This is a genomic window from Winogradskyella sp. MIT101101 (assembly GCF_047126865.1).
Lineage (GTDB): Bacteria > Bacteroidota > Bacteroidia > Flavobacteriales > Flavobacteriaceae > Winogradskyella > Winogradskyella ouciana.
The window spans coordinates 344,507-362,585 of sequence record NZ_CP138982.1 but is presented as its reverse complement, the minus strand read 5'-3'; the positions used below and the strand labels follow the sequence as shown (position 1 = coordinate 362,585).

9 protein-coding genes are annotated in these 18,079 nt (G+C 36.1%); 6 read left to right on the top strand and 3 right to left on the bottom strand.

Translation table 11 applies throughout. The features are described from left to right. The first annotated feature begins 21 nt into the window (after positions 1–21). The 4 genes from SIB89_RS01640 (at position 22) to SIB89_RS01625 (ending at position 10,590) form a co-directional block, all read left to right on the top strand. Positions 22–8,247 (top strand): T9SS type B sorting domain-containing protein, encoded by an 8,226-nt coding sequence (locus tag SIB89_RS01640; RefSeq protein ID WP_412560894.1) that lies wholly within the window; start codon positions 22–24, stop codon positions 8,245–8,247. A 22-nt stretch (positions 8,248–8,269) separates the two neighbouring features. Continuing rightward, a complete protein-coding gene (locus tag SIB89_RS01635; RefSeq protein WP_273292276.1) occupies positions 8,270–9,259 on the top strand; it encodes a PorP/SprF family type IX secretion system membrane protein in 990 nt (329 codons plus the stop codon). Positions 9,260–9,438: 179 nt separating this feature from the next. Beyond that, entirely contained in the window at positions 9,439–9,753 is a 315-nt protein-coding gene (locus tag SIB89_RS01630) for a hypothetical protein (protein WP_273292274.1), read from the top strand. A 6-nt stretch (positions 9,754–9,759) separates the two neighbouring features. Next, positions 9,760–10,590, top strand: coding sequence for an alpha/beta fold hydrolase (locus tag SIB89_RS01625; protein ID WP_412560893.1), 831 nt, complete (start codon positions 9,760–9,762; stop codon positions 10,588–10,590). A gap of 82 nt (positions 10,591–10,672) precedes the next feature. Here the strand turns inward: SIB89_RS01625 and SIB89_RS01620 are convergent, their stop codons facing one another. Continuing rightward, a complete protein-coding gene (locus SIB89_RS01620) occupies positions 10,673–11,224 on the bottom strand; it encodes a DUF4251 domain-containing protein (RefSeq protein ID WP_412560892.1) in 552 nt (183 codons plus the stop codon). A 245-nt stretch (positions 11,225–11,469) separates the two neighbouring features. Here SIB89_RS01620 and SIB89_RS01615 point away from each other — a divergent pair, with 245 nt between their 5' ends. Then, positions 11,470–12,342: a hypothetical protein gene (locus SIB89_RS01615; RefSeq protein ID WP_412560891.1), complete on the top strand. Its 873-nt coding sequence runs from the start codon at positions 11,470–11,472 to the stop codon at positions 12,340–12,342. Continuing rightward, positions 12,332–16,723 carry a fibronectin type III domain-containing protein gene (locus SIB89_RS01610; protein ID WP_412560890.1) on the top strand — a complete coding sequence of 1,464 codons (4,392 nt, stop codon included), beginning with the start codon at positions 12,332–12,334 and terminating at the stop codon, positions 16,721–16,723. Before SIB89_RS01615 ends, SIB89_RS01610 begins: the two co-directional genes overlap by 11 nt. A gap of 102 nt (positions 16,724–16,825) precedes the next feature. Here SIB89_RS01610 and SIB89_RS01605 read toward each other — a convergent pair whose 3' ends face one another. Then, on the bottom strand, positions 16,826–17,332 hold the full coding sequence (locus SIB89_RS01605) for a lipocalin-like domain-containing protein (protein WP_412560889.1): 507 nt from the start codon (positions 17,330–17,332) through the stop codon (positions 16,826–16,828). Then, complete coding sequence (locus tag SIB89_RS01600; RefSeq protein ID WP_412560888.1) at positions 17,313–17,915, bottom strand: peptidoglycan DD-metalloendopeptidase family protein; 603 nt, start codon at positions 17,913–17,915, stop codon at positions 17,313–17,315. Before SIB89_RS01600 ends, SIB89_RS01605 begins: the two co-directional genes overlap by 20 nt. Between the last annotated feature and the right edge of the window lie 164 nt (positions 17,916–18,079).

Genomic DNA, 18,079 nt, shown 5'->3' with positions numbered 1-18,079 from the left:
GAGGAAGTAAAATTAAGTATCATGAAAAAACCTACTTTTTCAAGAACTATTATTATAGCACTAATGGTTATGTGCTTTGGTATGGCGTCTTTTGCGCAAAATTATGTGCCATTTACGCCAAGGTTCAACCAAGATCTAAAGGGAGACATTGTATTAATTGGTAACAATATTTTGGGACCAAATAATGATCCTTTCAACGACGGAACTGTTTATAATCACAATGTCGATATGCAGTATATCGATATAGATGGAGATCCTTCTACATTCAGTTCCTCCAGTGCAGATTTAGAAATTCCCAATCCAAATTGTTATAGGATTATTTACGCAGGTTTATATTGGGGAGCTGTAAACCCAGGTGATGAGCCTATAACAGAAGTAAGATTTAAAGGCCCTGTCGGTGGCTATAATGACATTACAGGTACTCTTATTTTTGATGCCAATGGCACTACTATTGATGGTGGTGATAGTTTTTCGTATGCCTGCTTTGCAGATGTTACCGATATTGTAACAAGTTATGGTCCTGGTGTTGATTTAGGAACTTATACTGTGGCAAACGTTTCTTCTGGTTTAGGAGAAACAGCAAATTTCGATCCTTATAACGGTACTGGCCAGTCTGCTGGTTGGTCACTTTTTATAGTTTACGAAGACCCAACGCTTCCTGGAAAATCCATTACAAGTTTTGATGGTTTTAGTGCTATTAGTGTTCCAGGAAACAATCCAACACTAGATATTCCTGTTGATGGATTTAGAACTGTTCCTGCTCCTGCTCCGGTTAGAGCAAACTTTGCTTTTGCAACATTAGAAGGTGACAGTCCTATTTTAGGAGATAGATTGCGATTAAATGGTGTAAGCTTATCTACCGCAGACCGTCCTGTGGCTAACTTTTTCAATAGCTCTGTAACACGATTAGATGCCACTCCAGTAAATAACCGTGTGCCAAACAGTACCAATACTTTAGGGTTTGACACAGGTACAATAGCTATACCTAATCCAAGCAATTCCGTCATTGCCAATGATGCAACTTCGGGAACTATACGTTTGGAAACCAGCGGTGATACCTATTTTCCATACTTCTTTGCCTTTGCAGTTGAAATTATTGAACCAGATATTGTACTCACAAAACTTGTAGAAGACGATGCAGGAAACGATATTGGAGGTCAACTAGTTGGCCTTGGTTCCTCATTAAATTATGTTATAGGTTTTCAAAATGTAGGAAATGATCACGCAACTAATTTTCAAATTAGGGATATACTTCCGATAAACATTATTTACAATCATCCTACAGATTTAGTGTTACCTCCTGGTGTAACTGTTAATAGTTATAATCCAGTTACAAGAGAACTTATTTTTGATATTGACAATTCACTAGTCGAAGAAAACGATCCAGTATATGAAATTAGAATAGAAGTACAAGTTGTTGATACTTGTGGTGAATTAGCTGATGCATGTTCTAATATTATTAACAATCAGGCTTATGCTACATATAATGGATTTTACAATCCTACTTTTCAGATTACAGACGATCCAAGTTTAAATAGCAATACAGGTTGTTTAATATCGCCGCAAGCCACTAATTTCTTGGCAGATTTAGACTGTGAATTTCTTGAAGAGGTTATACTTTGTGGTGATAGTGTAGAATTAACGGCTGCTAATGGTTATGACTCTTACTCGTGGTCAACAAGTCCATCTGGCACGCCAGTAATAGGAAATACTCAAACGATTACAGTAACTTCTACCGGAACATATTATTCGTTTAATAATGCTATTGCGCCATGCCAATCCATAGAGCAGATTTATGAAGTACAGCTTTTTGGTGGAGATGTAGAAAATCCTGTTATTCCTTATGCTGATGAAGTTGTTATCTGTCCTAATGATGGTAAAGAATTACCGCTTATCTTTTTATGTGGTGCTGATGATTCAAGATTTATTGAAACCAATATTTCAGATTCCACATCTATCATATGGGAGCAGTTAGACGAGTCTAGTTGTGCTGCAGTTTCAGATACAGATTGTGCCAACGAAGATCCAGGTTGTACTTGGAACGAAGTTGCAACAGGACCAAATTTTTTAGCTGATACATCAGGGCAATTCAGATTAACGATTAACTATCCTGGTGGATGTTTTAATCAATTCTATTTCAATGTATATCAAAACTTATTGGTGCCAACTGTAGTTGCAACCGATATTATTTGTACTACCGATGGAAGTATTACTGTAAACGACGTCCCTTCTGGATATGAATACAGTATTGATGGTATCAACTATCAAACAAGTAATGTATTTACGGTTACAGTTGCTGGCACGTATTCAGTATATGTAAGACAGATTGGTGTACCAACCAACCCTTGTATTTTCACTGTACCAGATGTTCAAATTAGGGATAGAGATTTTACGGTGACCTCGACCGTTTCTCAGCCTTTATGTTTTGGTGAGAAAGGAAGTATTCAATTAGCTGCGAATGATGTTGATCCTCAATACACCTTTACATTGGAAGAAAATGGAACCATAGTAAACACTGTGGGTCCAATCATGGATAATACATACACTTTTGAAAACTTAAATCCTGGCACTTACACAGCGACAGTTGAAACTGAAAACGGATGTTTACACTCTGAAGATGTTACTATTGTTGAACCACTTTTACTTACAGTTACTGCAGCATTAACAGTGCCTTTAAGCTGTACAGAAGGTGAAATAACCATATATCCTGAAGGTGGAACGCCTCCATATTTTTACTACATAAACAGTACTACGGATTTTCAAACGGTACCAGAATATGTAGTGACTTCTGCTGGCGTGTATGACATTACAGTAGTAGATTCCAATAACTGTAGTGCGAGTACAACGATTACGGTTGATGAAATACCAGCTCCTGAATTTACTATCCTAACCACTGATATTTTATGCGGTGACACAGGAGATACAGGAACTGTTTCTATAGATGTAACAAACCCTAATGGCAATAGTATTGAATACAGTATTGATGGAGGAACGACGTTTTCTAATTCATCGGTATTTACAGGGCTTACAGCAGAGAATTATGATGTGGTATTACAATATACCTCAGGACCTGCCGTATGTACAACGACTCCACAAACTGTAACCATAATCGAAAACATAGCTATATCAGGTACGGCAGAACTCTCTGCACTATATACATGTTTAAGCAATGGAACAATAACAGTTACAAGTGTTTCAGGAGGAACTCCACCTTATGAATATAGTATCGATGGAACTACATTTCAAACAAGTAATGTATTCAATGATTTAACTCAAGGTACTTATACTATCACAATTAGAGATGATAATGATTGTACAGCGATTACCAATGAAATTACTATTGATGCCCTTAATCCACCGACAGATTTAGAATTCTCTAGCACAGCTGTGACATGTCCTGCAATGACAAGTGATGTTACAATCACGAGTGTAACTGGAGGAACTGGAGTATTGGAGTATCAAATTATTGCTCCGGCTTCTGCAACAACGCCTTATCAGACCTCTAATATGTTTACTGGATTAGCTCCAGATACATATACATTTCAAGTACGAGATGAAAATGATTGTATTTATAGCGAATCCTTTACTATAGACCCAATCCCTACTCCAACGGTGAATGTTGTTTTAACTGAAGGATTGGATTGTACCGCAACACCAGATGCAGAGCTAACAGGAACTATTACAGGTACTGCACCTTACACCTATGAAGTTTCTATTGATGGCGCGCCTTATACATCATTAGGGTCAACAAGTACTACATTTACTTACAACACAGCATCAGCCGGAACATATCAATTTTTAATAACTGATGCCAATGGTTGTACTGCTGAATCGTCTGTAATAACGGTTAATCCTATTACTCCTCCAGCTTTTAGCGCTGTAGTACAGAGTCAGCCTATTCTTTGTAATGGAGATAGCAATGGTGCCATAGATATTACAATAGATAATACAACTGGCACTCCACCATTTACTATTAATGTTAATAACGATACTACTGGTACGGATTATGGTACGCAAACATCAAGTTTGCCAGCTGGCACTTATACCATTACGATTACTGATGCCAATTCTTGTACCGCAACAGAAACTATTTCAATTAACGAACCAGATGCTATAGACTTTGATCTTAGCAAAGTAGATATTACCTGTAACAATCCAGGTGGTTCATCATTAGGTTCTATTACAGTTGAAAATGTAAGTGGTGGTACGACGCCATTCACTTATTATATTTCAAATAACTTTAATGATGTTATTGCGGGTAATCCATATAATGCAGCATCAAATGAAGATCATACGTTTAATATCATCAACTTTGGGATATACACCATCAATGTTGTAGATGCTAATGGATGTAGTTTGTCACAACAAATTACGATAGCTTCTCCTCCATCAGATTTAGATATCAATGTCAATGTTGCTGTGCCAGATTGTACTGTAGGTGGTACAGCCGAAGTCACAGCAATATCTGCCGTTGGTAGTGGTAGTTATGAATTCGGGATATTGGAATTCAACACTATACCTTATACGTCAACATATTTTCCACCTGATACACCAGGTGGTAATGTGAGAACATTTACTAACCTTATACCTGGCGTGGTATATACGTTTGTGGTTCATGACTTAGTAACAAATTGTTACTATGTCGAGTCTGCGGATTCAGCCATAGATCCCGCTTCACCATTAACATCTTCAGTAGTACCACATAACGTAAGTTGTCTAGGTGCTGATGACGGAAGTGTTACTTTCACTATTGATAACTTTGACAGTACCACAACTTCTGTAGATTATTCTATATATACCGCTTACGACAATCAATTGGTTGATGGCCCAACAAATTTACCAGTAACTTTTGGTGTGCCGGAAACCGTAACAACACCAAGTCCTGGCACATTAACGCCTGGGCAATATTATATTGTGTTTACTGAAAATGGTACAGGATCGTTTAACGGTTGTAACTCAGCTTCTCAAATCTTTGAGATTTTAGAATCTGCTGAGCCATTGGATTTAACAGTTTCAGTAGATCAAAATGCGAATTGTAATCCAAACTCAGGAGTTATAAGTACTATAGGTCAAAATGGTACTCCTCCTTATCAATATCAAATTACAACAACGGCTACTCCTCCACTTGCTTCAGATACAGGTTGGGATTCAACAAGCACGTTTAACGTTGATGCTGGTAGTTATTATGTTCATGTCTTAGATGATTATGGTTGTGTAGTATCTAGTCCAGTGACCATAGTGGATATGGACGATTCACCTGTGATTTCTGCAACAGTGAATAATCCGTGTGAAATTACAGATGGTAACTACGAAATTGAAGTTACTTTAGATACAGCAGGTACTGCACCTTATAGCTATAGTATTAACGGTGGAGCATTTCAAACACAAACAGCTCCATTTACCATTTCAAATGTATTTGCAGGTACACATACTATTGAAATACAAGATGCTTACGGCTGTGGTAATTTAATTTCTGTTGATATTGATGAGCCTCTTGATATAGCTGCAGATGTTACAGCATTACCATCATGTAATAATGATGATGGTGAGATTACCGTAACAGGTTCTGGTGGTTCAGGTTCTTATACTTATAGTATTTCACCGAACCCTGCTTCAATCAGTTTAAGTGGAAACACGTTCAATGGTGTACCATCAGGAATTTACACTATCACAATAACCGACACAGTTTTATCTTGTACTTCAGAAACAACGGTTTCAGTACCTGAAGCTATACTTCCGATGTTTACTTTAACATCCTCAAGTGTAACATGTTTCGGTGATAATACAGGAACTTTTGATATTAATGTTACAAACTATACAGGTGCTTACACCTATGAAGTTTTCGATAGTTTAGGTACTTCGGTTACTGGTGTGGTGAATGCTAACACTTCTACCAATCCGTTAACGGTTACAGGAATGCAAGCTGGTACGTTTTCAGTAGTCATTACAGAAACAAATGTACCGTTCTGTTCAAATACGGCGAATATTGTGATTTCATCTCCACAAGAAGCTTTAACGCTTAATCTTTCAGAGACCTCTAATGTAACCTGTAATAACAACCAAGGAACCATTACTGCTATTGCAGATGGTGGTTGGGGAGATTATGAATACGAACTAACAGGAGATGCTACTGCAGCCTACTCTTCAAATAATGCATTTACGGATTTATCTGCAGGAACATATACTGTAAACGTTAGAGATGCAGAAGGTTGTATTGCCTCAGAAACCATAACTTTAGATGAGCCAAATCCTATTACAGCAACCTTTACACCAAGCACAAATGAGCTTGCGTGTTTTGGCGACCAAGATGCAAGCATTACAATTACAACGGTATCTGGTGGACAAGGCAGTAATTATACCTATACGCTTAACACCATTTCACCTGTGGTTAGTTCTTCTGGTCCACAAACGTTGAATGTATTTAATGATTTAGGTGCAGGAACGTATTCGGTAACTATTACTGATGGTTTTGATTGTGAAATGACATCTTTGGATATTGTTATTGCTAATCCTACTCCGCTCGATGTTGACTTAGTAAGGGCATCAACTCAAACATGTTTAACAGAATCGACATTGACATTGAGTGCTTCTGGAGGAACAGGACCATATGAATATAGTGATACAAGTAACTTTGCAACAACTTTAGGAAGTTTTAATTCATCAACAACTTTTACTGTAGCAGAAGGAACTTACACCTTTTATGTTAGAGATGCCAATGGTTGTATTTCTAATGCATCAAACGAAATTACAGTTGATCCACTACCTGAGTTAGTGATTAATCTAGAATCTTCTAATCCAACCATTAATTGTGCTGGTGATAACAATGGATCAATTATAGCCACTGCTCAAGGTGGATTAGGAGATTATAGTTATACGTTACAAGATGGTTCAGGGAACCCAATTTCTGCAACGCAGAACAGTCCTGGTCATTTTACTGAACTTGTAGCCGGAGATTATATTGTTATGGTAGAAAGTGGTGATTGTAGCACTACTTCTGCTCCAATAAGCATTACAGAACCTTCAACTCAGTTAGAAGCTACGATTGAAGTCAGTGATGTTACTTGTGCAGGAAACGAAAACGGTTCCGTTGAGATTACAGCTACTGGTGGAACAGGAATAATTAAATATGCCATTTCACCTCAATTGAATCAATTTTTTGAAACCAACATTTTTGAAGATTTAGCACCTGGTGATTATGATTTAATTGTTCAAGATGAATTGGGTTGTTACCTAACCTTCAATTTTACGATTTCAAGTCCAGAGCCTGTTATCATTACCATTGTTGCAGATTCATTATTCCCAGAAGTCTGTGAAGGAGATACTAATGGTGAATTCAGTATTGATATTTCTGGTGGAAATCTTCCTTACAATGTGAGCTTAGATAACTACGATGGTCCTTACACTACTGGAGGTGCAACGCAGACTGTTTTCGACTTTACAGATCTTGAAGGCGGCGATCATATCGTTTACATACGTGATGCCGAAGGTTGTGAATCCGAATGGAATATTACGTTTCCAGAATCCGTAACCATCAACCCAGAAATTGTAGTTGAAGCGATATGCGAGGATAACATTCAGAGCAATATGATTACTGTAACCGTGGATGATTCTATTACTGATTTATCAGATTTGGATTATTCGCTAAATGGTGGCCCTTACCAATTGAGCAATGTGTTTGCAGATGTACCAGTAGGAACGGATCATTATATAAATGTAAGACATACCAATGGTTGTATTCAAACTACGGAATTCTTTGATATAGTAGCTTACGATGATGTTGCTTTGGCATTGTCTGAAGGTGAAATCAACGAGATTATTGCCAATGCTTCAGGTGGAACTGGTGACTATACTTTTACTATGAACGGTGAAGATTATGGTAGTGACAACACCTTCTTAATTTCAGAAACTGGGGTTTACACCATCGTTGTAACCGACAGTAATGGCTGTAGTGCTGAGGCGCAAATTGAATTAGAATTTGTCGAAATCTGTATCCCAAACTGGTTTACACCAAATGGTGATGGAGAATACGATACTTGGGCACCTGGCTGTACAGAAAATTACCCGAACCTAACCTTTGATATTTTTGACCGCTATGGACGTAAAGTCGCAACATACCATGTTGGACAAGTTTGGGATGGTAGATACAACGGACACGAGTTGCCAACAGGTGATTACTGGTTTGTAGTAAAAACAAACGACCCAAATATTGATAAAGAATTTGTTGGACACTTTACACTTTACAGGTAACCCTTAATTAAACCTACTTAAGATGAAAAAAATAATTTTATATATCATATTTCTCACAATATCTTACGGTTATAGTCAGGAGTTGAATTTACCTGTTTGGACTCAATATTTGGCAGATAATGATTTCGTCATCTCCCCTACTTATGCTGGTATTGGTGATAACCTAAAGATTAGAGCCAATGGATTAACACAATGGGTAGGTATTAAAAATGCACCTGATAATCAATCTATCTATGCTGATTTTAGAATTTCTAATCGCTCAGGTGTTGGTGTTTCGGCATATAATGACAAAAATGGAAATACACGCCAGAAAGGACTTAAACTTTCATTTGCGCATCATTTGATTTTAGACTGGAAATCTAAACAATATTTGTCCCTAGGACTATCTTATAACATCAATAACTTTAGAATAGATGTAGAGAATTTTAATACCACTTATGAAATTCCAATATTAGATCCGGCAATTAATGGAGACAGAGCCATAAGCAATAATAATTTTGATGCTGGATTTCTATATAGATGGGATAATTTCTATTTCAGTGCCAACGCTAACAACCTGATATCCAAGGATACTGAGGATTTTACTGGTGGTATTGAACCAAGACTTTTATTAAACTATCAACTTTATTCAGGTTATGTTTACACACCAAAACATAATAAGTATGTAGAATTTGAACCTTCGGTTTTCTTTCAGTTTTTTGATAGTGATAATAGATCTTCTACAGACATCAACTTTAAGTACAGAAAGTTCAATAGAGATGGAGATTATTATTGGATAGGTGCCTCATATCGTTTTCTTAATGACCAATTCTTTAATCCTTTAAACTTTGGCCCTATGGCAGGTATCTTACATAACAAGCTTTACTTTGCCTATTCATACCAATTGACGTTTAATGACTTATCTGGTTTTAATTCAGGTACACACGTTATTACAATTGGGCTGAACCTATTGCAAAGTGCCAGTAACTGTCCTTGTACAAAAGGTACTAGCCAGAGTTATTATAGATTATAAAGTGAATTGTTTTTTGCCATGAACAATTTAATTCAAAAAGCAGATGTTTTAAAGGCATCTGCTTTTTTCGTTTGATTTACCTCTAAACAAATCAAATCAGCAACCATTATTATCATTTCAGTCAAACAGATTTCTATTTCAGAGTTATATTTTATCGTTAACATAAAACATTCAAAACCATGAAAAGCGATAAAAAGAAAAACAGTGATAAAAAGGAAAACAAAGAAGACTATAATCCTGAAGTAACCATGGATGACGTTATTCATTTAGGAGAGCGCGTCAGCGAACAACGTAATGATAAACAAGGCGACGATGCTCAATTAGAAAGCAGGGAACGTGATGTAGATTTCACTGGCAAAGATTTAGATGTGCCAGGAAGAGACCTTCCTAAAGACAGAAACAAAACGAACCTTAAAGACGAAGAAAATCAACTGTATAGTCAAGGTAGTGGACACAACGATCACCTTGAAGACGCAGAAAACAAACAAAAATAATTTAATATGCCATTTTTAACAAACGAAACAGAAACACAGAACATAGACATATTTTTTGAAGACTACGGTCATGGACAACCCGTAATACTCATACACGGCTGGCCATTGAGCCATAGGGCCTGGGAACAGCAAATATGGGCGATCGCAGAAGCTGGCTTTAGATGTATCGCTTATGATCGAAGAGGATTTGGAAATTCATCAGCTCCGTTTAGGAGTTATGATTATTCTAGTCTTGCTTCAGACTTAAATGCCATTATTACACAATTAGAGCTCAAAGATGTTGTGTTGGTAGGCTTCTCCATGGGAGGCGGTGAAGTTGTGAGGTACTGTACAGATTACGGTACTGATAACATAGCAAAAGCGGCTTTGATAAGTTCAATTATTCCATTGGTAGCAAAAAAAGATGACAACCCAAATGGTGTGCCTAAAGAAGATCTAAATGGAATTATGAAAGCTTTGCAAGATGACCGTGTAGGTTTTCTTGAAGATTTCCATAAAAATTTCTACAACTATTCTGAAGATAATGAAACAGTGAGCAAAGCACATTTGCATTACGATTGGACCATAGCATCGCACGCTTCACCAATCGCAACCATACAAGCAGCAAAAGCTTGGGCTGAAACGGATTTTAGACCTGAGTTAAAAAATGTCGATGTACCAACGTTAATTGTTCATGGACATGAAGACAATATAGTTCCGAAAGAAACTTCGGGAGACCAAGCTGCGGAAAGCATTTCTAACAATACTTACGAAGTCATAAAAAATGGACCTCACGGTCTTAATATTACCCACAAAGATGAGTTGAATGAGGTCCTACTGAAATTTTTAAAATCATAAGTCATTAGCAAAAAGTAAAAAGGAGATACAAATTGTATCTCCTTTTTTTATTCTAAAATTTCAGTTTAACTACGTTAATAAATTAAATTTCTTCAATGCCTCCATTGTATTGTATAGTGGTTCTGTTAGATCCGTAAATTGCCACATTAGCCTTTTTACTAGGGTATAGAAGCATTTTTACGTTAAATTGCTCTGTAGCATTTCTAACTTTAAAACTTATAGTGATAGTTTTCTTTTTGTCATTCTCAGACACACTGTATTCTTCTATAAGATTATCAAACTTTATACTAGTATCATTGTCATCTGCATAAGACGCTGTTCTTAATTCGCCAAAATAGGATAGTTTAGCTTCTGCGGAATCTTTACGTATTTCAAGAAAATCGTTATTAGCACTAAGGGAAAATCGACCATTAGCATTTTCTGTTTGACGCATTAAAGCATTAGTGATTGTTATAACATCATTAGTTTGAAAGGGATAAGCCGTTTGTGCATCAAACCTAATTGCTTTTGTAGCCACCAGGGTTTTTAAATCACTAAAAGCTCTGGCTTCAGCCGCAAGTTCGGCTTCATTTTTAGAACTACCACAGTTAAAAATCAATAAGGCAATAGCACCTATTAAGAATCTAGTTTTCATAATTTTAAAGATACTATTTAATAGTATTTTATTCTACCAAAAATCTGTTAATTCTTTAATCACTTCAACAAGATTTTTTATGAGTTTTTCAACTTGTAAAGTTATTCTCCAATCCTTTTTTATTGATATAAAATAGTCTTTTTATCGATGATATATTATGGATTAATCAATTCATAGGATTTATCTTCAATTAGTCGATTAATGTCATTTAATCATCAATAAATAATTAAATTTCAATGTTCTAAATGAATAAACTTAAAATAATATGGCTAGTTAAAATCTGTGCCTTCACCGTTTTCTTGGGAAGAGCCTATCAGTTATATTTTTTCGGTGCTCCGTTTAGAGCCATTCTATGGGATGAGAGTTTATTGTCTCCCATTGTTGAAGGATTGTCTAATTATTCTTGGCAAGATTACGCGACCAGTTCTAGAGTAAATATCTGGATAAATGGTTTTACTAAGATCTGCAGTTTAATGTTTCTGCTTGCTGCAATAATTAGTCTTTTCTGGGATAAAATTGGTTACAAAAGGTTAAAGCAAACCATTGTAAGTTTAGCCTTATTCGTTCTGTTTTTTATTGGCATATGTATGGTAAAAGACAAAAACTACGAGTATTTGTTATTTTTTGAATTGTTCATACAATTTGCGGCACCAATTTTATTGTTATTAAATATTAGATTAGATATAATTGAAAACAAAAAGGTGATCAATGGCTTAAAAATTGCTATTGCATGCACATTTATAGCACATGGTCTTTTTGCAATGGGACTGATTTATCTGCCTGGATATTTTGTGGATATGACCATAATGATATTAGGACTAAGTGAACCTCAAGCTACTACATTTTTATATGTAGCCGGTGTTTTAGATTTAGTGATGTCAGTTTTAATTTTTATACCTAAACTATCAAAATATGCACTGTGGTATATGGTGTTTTGGGGATTGACTACAGCATTTGCGAGATTGTTTGCAGGTTTTAGTTCAAACTTTGTAGAATCATCATTGCATGGCAGTGTTTATTTAGTTGTTTACAGACTATCACATGGCCTTTTGCCTTTAGTAGTCTTGCTAATGGAAAAAAAATTTAAAAAAGAAAAAATACCTACAAATGAAAACTAAATTACTATTAGCCAAGATATTCTTTCTAGTTTTTTGTTGTGCTTTTGCCAACAATGACAGATATCGTATCATTTTAGTAGATGATCCTGCAACAACTATAACCATTGCTTGGGATCAAACCTCAGGAACAAATCCCATGGTACATTATGATACCACAGATTATGGTGTCAATTATTTGTCTTATGCAAATTCGCGAGCCGTTGATAGAGCAATTGTTGCAAAAGGTATGGATAACCGATTTGTGCGTTTAACTGGGTTAACACCTAATACAAATTATTATTTTGTTATAAATGATAGTGAAGGTACAAGTCAAAGGTTTTGGTTTAGAACTGCTCCAAATGATAATAGCAGACTATCAATTATAGCAGGAGGAGATTCTAGAAACAATAGAACTCCTAGACGTGCAGCAAATTTATTGGTCAGCAAATTAAAGCCACATGCCGTTTTATTTGCTGGCGATATGACAGACGATAGCACTGATATTGAATGGATAAAGTGGTTTGATGATTGGCAAGATACTATAGCAAGCGATGGTAGGATGTTCCCTATCATACCAGCACGTGGAAATCATGAAGACCCTACGGACGTTTATAATTTGTTTGATACTCCCAATGCAGACTCATATTATGCCATCACATTTGGAAACGATCTATTTAGAACCTATACGCTTAATTCCGAGATTTCTGTTTTTGGAGATCAGTTAACATGGCTTCAAAATGATTTGGACTCTCCTGCTGGTACAAATGCCACGTGGAAAGCTGCTCAATATCATAGACCAATGCGCCCTCATACCGGTTCTAAAGTAGAAAATAACATGATTTATAATGCTTGGGCTCAATTATTTTATGACCAGGGAGTACGGTTGGTTGTAGATTGTGATTCTCATGTTGCTAAAACTACATGGCCAGTAATGCCATCTTCAGCAGCTAATAATGATGAAGGCTTTGTTATAGACCAAATAAATGGTACTGTTTACACAGGAGAAGGTGGTTGGGGAGCACCATTAAGAAACAATAACGATGAGAAAAGTTGGACAAGAAATTCTGGTAGATTCAATCAGTTTAAACTGATATTTGTTGAGTCTTCAAAAATTGAAATTCGAACAATAAAAGTTGATAATGCCGATTCAGTTGGTGAAGTGAGCAATACAGATCCATTTACATTACCTAGTTTGTTAGACGTGTTTTCTCCTCCAACTGGAGCAGTAGTTACAATAAGTAATTCTAATGATGTAAGCTGCCCAGAACTGTATAGCCCATGCGATGATTTTGACGCAGATACAATTTATGATGAAGAAGATGGTTCATGTAATTGTGCTGGTTTTGATAGCCTTACAACTACAGAATATATTAAGGAAATAGCTTCCTCAACTGATGACGCTGAAGAAAATGTTTCTTCTGGTGCAATGAGTCTTACTAGTAGTGATTTAGAATTAATAAATGATGGTGGAGATCAGATAGTAGGACTTCGTTTTAATGAGATTGAAATCCCTGAAGGAGCCACAATCTTAAGAACCTTTATTCAGTTTTCTGTCGATGAAATCATTGATGATCCGGTAAACCCAGTTACTCAACCAGCAACAAGTTTAACTATACATGGAGAACTAGCACCTAATAGTAGCACTTTTTCGTCTACTGCTTATGACATTTCATCACGCACAACAACAATAAACTCTACAGATTGGAATGATATCCCAGCATGGGGTACACTCGAAAATGATGGGTTTCATCAAAGAACTCCCGATCTGAGTGACGAATTAACCGAAATTATTACTCAAACGGGCTGGGAATTTGGAAATCCTGTGACTTTCATCATATCTGGTACAGGACAACGTTTTGCTAATTCCGTTAATAGCAGTGGTAAGCCTCCAAAGTTAATTGTATTATACGATTCTAATTGTCCACTTAAAAAAATTGAAAAAGGTGCTACTAACGCATGTAACGAATTGGACGATACTTATTCGCAAGATATTATTGTTACCTATGTAAACCCGCCTTTAACAGGAACTTTAGAAGTTAACGGTCAGTCATTTACTATAGGAACAAGTCCTCAAACTGTAACACTAACAGGGTTAAATGCCGATGGTTTGGATGTAGATGTTAGCGCTTTTTTCAGTGATCTACCAACTTGTATAGTTTCTGAAGATAACTTATTTGAAGCACCTAGCGCTTGTAGTAATGGAGGTATACCAGATAATATACCAGACGATAATTCAAACCTTGCTTTACTGACTGAAGCAATAGTTTCTGGCTCAGTTTCTGGAGGACGAGGTGTTCCAACCGAGATATTATATGACCCTGTTATTGACGATTATCGTACTGCAACGAATTATAATGAATATGGTGTAAATAACAATCAAAATATTGGTACTCCAGATGTAGATGAAGGTATGAAATGGCAGGTTAATTGGCCCAATGTTAAATATATCAATTATATTACCTTTGGTGGTACCTACCCTAATCAGCCTCAGCCAAATACAAATTGGAGAATTAGTTATCGTAAGGATGGTCTGTGGACTACTTTAGATGAGGGACAAGGTGGCTGGATTGACTCTGGAATTTTTGAATGGGGTGGCGCAAACGTCAATCCTATAGAAGCTGATGCACTGAGAGTTCAATTATACAGTGATGGATTAAATGATGTTATAAGTATTCACCTAAGAGCCAGAGGTGGTGTATCTAATAGTGTCAATGACAGTTCTACTACACCCAAAGCGACGTTAATACAATATTTAGCTCCTGGCAATAGCTGTGGAGTTACAGTTCCTTCTGGTTCTATTTTGTATTGTGGTGGTGATTGGATATACAGTGACGGCCCAGATGAGACTTCGGGAAGTTTAAATACAATTATTGCAGACGGTACATATACAATTGATGCCGACAAGGAAGTTGAAGTAAACAATCTTGAAATATATAGTGGTGCAACCGTAATTGTAAAAGAAGGAGCCAGTCTAATGGTAAAAGGAAACCTTATTAACAACGGAACGCTGCAATTAGAATCCATTTCTAGTAAATATTCTAGTTTAATAGTAGACGGCACTAGTACTGGCAACGTGCTTTATATGCGACATGTTAATAATGCAGCTGGTGCAGGTACAACAACCGCTGCTAACGACTTAATTAGTGCACCTGTAACTGGTGAGACCTTTGGAGCATTTAGAGCTGCTAATCCTAATATACTATCCGGTACTATTGGTGGTAATCCAGCATTTTTATTTGGTCCTTTTGATACATCAACCGTAAGCTTTGTAAATTACTCTTCAGCAGATGACAGTAGTGTCCTAGCTGGTGGCAGAGGCTACAGGTCAGGATCGACTGATGGTGGCACTTATACGTTCAATGGAGTTGTTGAAACAGCTTCTGTTGATGTACCTGTAGTGGCTGGAGGTGCAAGTAATTGGAATCTTATAGGAAATCCATACCCAAGTTATTTAAATGTCCAAGAATTCTTAAACAATGTGGCTAATTCTGGGTTAATTGATGAAAATGCTGTTGGAATTTATGGTTATGACGGTACCGCTGCTGACGGCTGGACAATTTATAATTTGGCAACCACAAACGCCACAACAGTCATTGCTCCTGGTCAAGGATTTTTTATAGACGCTGAAGCTTCAGGTAATATTTCTTTTACTCCTAGTATGAGAAGTAAAGGATCTGATGATGATTTTATAGCTGGTCGAAATGCAAGCCCACTCACCTACTTTAAGCTCAAAGCAAGTACTAATAATAATTCTTATCATACAGATTTTTATTTCAATGATAATGCAAGCTTAGGTTTAGATCCTGGTTATGATGCAGCTGTTTGGAATGAGACTCCACCAAGTTTTGCACTGTATTCAAATTTGGTGCAAGAGAACACAGGTGTACCAATGGCCTTGCAAGCATTAAATACTAATGACTTATCTGATGTTGTTATTCCATTAGGCGTTAATGCTAATGCTAACGAGGACTTAACTTTTAGTATTCTAGAATCTACGCTTTCTAGTACTGTAGAAGTTTATCTTGAAGATTCTGAAACCAATACTATTGTATTATTGAATTTTGGAGATTATGTATTTACACCGTCAACCAATATATCTGGTACTGGGCGTTTTTACCTACGCTTCAACTCAAATGTTCTAGGAACTACAGATCAACTATTAGAGCAACTGAAAATCTACACTAACTCTATTGAAAATACCATTGTAATTAGTGGGCAATTGTTAAGTGAAACAGATTTTAAGCTTTATGATATTAATGGAAGGATTGTTAGCTCTAATGAATTAGATATAAATACTAATAGGCAATCAATAGATGTTTCAAATTTAAGCTCTGGTATATATATAGTAGAACTGTTGTCAACTACAAATGAGAAACGAATACAAAAACTTATAATACACTAATTAAAAAAGCGTACTTAAACAGTACGCTTTTTTTGCAAAACCAATCAAATCCTCATCAATCCAATCATTATCGTTATTCTCTTTTTAGCCTGAATTTTATTTTTAATTTTTTGTACCATTCAGGCTTTTTTCCATGGGATAGGTTTCATCATAAATCACCAATTCTAAAGTATCATCTACTAACTTCATTCGATAATGTTGCTGACCACCCTCAAACCCAGGGACTTTAGCTATATCTGCTCTTGTGCTAATAATGTTGTCTTCAATAGAGTAGCTTCCAGTATTAAAAACGAGACTCCTAAAGGCATTGATTATTTCTTCATTTTCTGGTTTTGATAAATCTTTGAAAGGCTTTGGTTGCTGCATTCTGGGGTTATACATTAAAGCATAATTTTCATCAGTGAATATAAAGCGTCCATGATCATTTTCTTTCATAATATATGTGGTGTCTTTATACTCATAATGGATTTCATATAGTTTCCAAGATCCTTTAATCTTATCGACTAAGTCTTCTTGAGATATTAATACACATGGTATTAGAAACAAAAGCAACAGGATAGACTTATTTAGTATTTTCATAGCATTAATTTTAATAAGGCATAGCTTCATAAGGTTTATAAGATTCTAGACTATTGGGATTAGGGTCAGTATTATTAAAAGTAACAGGTATAGACTGATAAGGATACTCCCATCCATTAGAAGAAGTAACCACAAAATGTAAATGAGGATAGCCTGCCAAACCTGTAGCACCGCTATAACCAATAAGTTGACCTTTGGTTACAACGTCGCCAACTTCTACTTCTGAACCGTCATTCGTTATATGCATATACTGCACATAGATATCACCTGTTTTTATCACAATCAGATTATTGGGAAAGTTATAATCAACACCATTTTCAACAACATAGATAACTTCGCCTCCTATACTAGCAGTAATTTCAGAACCAATAGGCATATTAAAATTAACAGCATACTGGTCTGGTCTTCCAACACCATGATATGAAGAGCTGCAGGCGCTTAAACCAGTATTATAGGTTTTTCCGACAGGAAAAGGAAGCACAAAATTTGATGCTGCCCAATCTGGAAATAATGAACTTGGACAAGTTAAAGAACCAGAATCATCTTGCGTGCTATCATTTGCTACACAATTAATAAAAGTTAGGCAAATAAAAATGCAAAGTACTTTCTTCATAATTTTAAAATATTGACTCAATATCAGTATAATATGGCTTACTAGCACAAGCACTTTGATTGGTAACCGTTAACAATAATTATATTTTACATATAGCTTTCGCTCTTAATCCTATTTTACTGATTCCCATTTGATTACAGTCAACGTTTTTAATTAACCTTTAT

Excerpts from the sequence above, each read along its gene's own strand:
- SIB89_RS01630 (WP_273292274.1), top strand. The coding sequence starts at position 9,439 with ATGAAAAGCGATAAAAAGAAAAACAGTGATAAAAAGGAAAACAAAGAA.
- SIB89_RS01615 (WP_412560891.1), top strand. The coding sequence starts at position 11,470 with ATGAATAAACTTAAAATAATATGGCTAGTTAAAATCTGTGCCTTCACC.
- SIB89_RS01610 (WP_412560890.1), top strand. The coding sequence starts at position 12,332 with ATGAAAACTAAATTACTATTAGCCAAGATATTCTTTCTAGTTTTTTGT.
- SIB89_RS01600 (WP_412560888.1), bottom strand. The coding sequence starts at position 17,915 with ATGAAGAAAGTACTTTGCATTTTTATTTGCCTAACTTTTATTAATTGT.
- SIB89_RS01620 (WP_412560892.1), bottom strand. The coding sequence starts at position 11,224 with ATGAAAACTAGATTCTTAATAGGTGCTATTGCCTTATTGATTTTTAAC.
- SIB89_RS01625 (WP_412560893.1), top strand. The coding sequence starts at position 9,760 with ATGCCATTTTTAACAAACGAAACAGAAACACAGAACATAGACATATTT.
- SIB89_RS01640 (WP_412560894.1), top strand. The coding sequence starts at position 22 with ATGAAAAAACCTACTTTTTCAAGAACTATTATTATAGCACTAATGGTT.
- SIB89_RS01635 (WP_273292276.1), top strand. The coding sequence starts at position 8,270 with ATGAAAAAAATAATTTTATATATCATATTTCTCACAATATCTTACGGT.
- SIB89_RS01605 (WP_412560889.1), bottom strand. The coding sequence starts at position 17,332 with ATGAAGCTATGCCTTATTAAAATTAATGCTATGAAAATACTAAATAAG.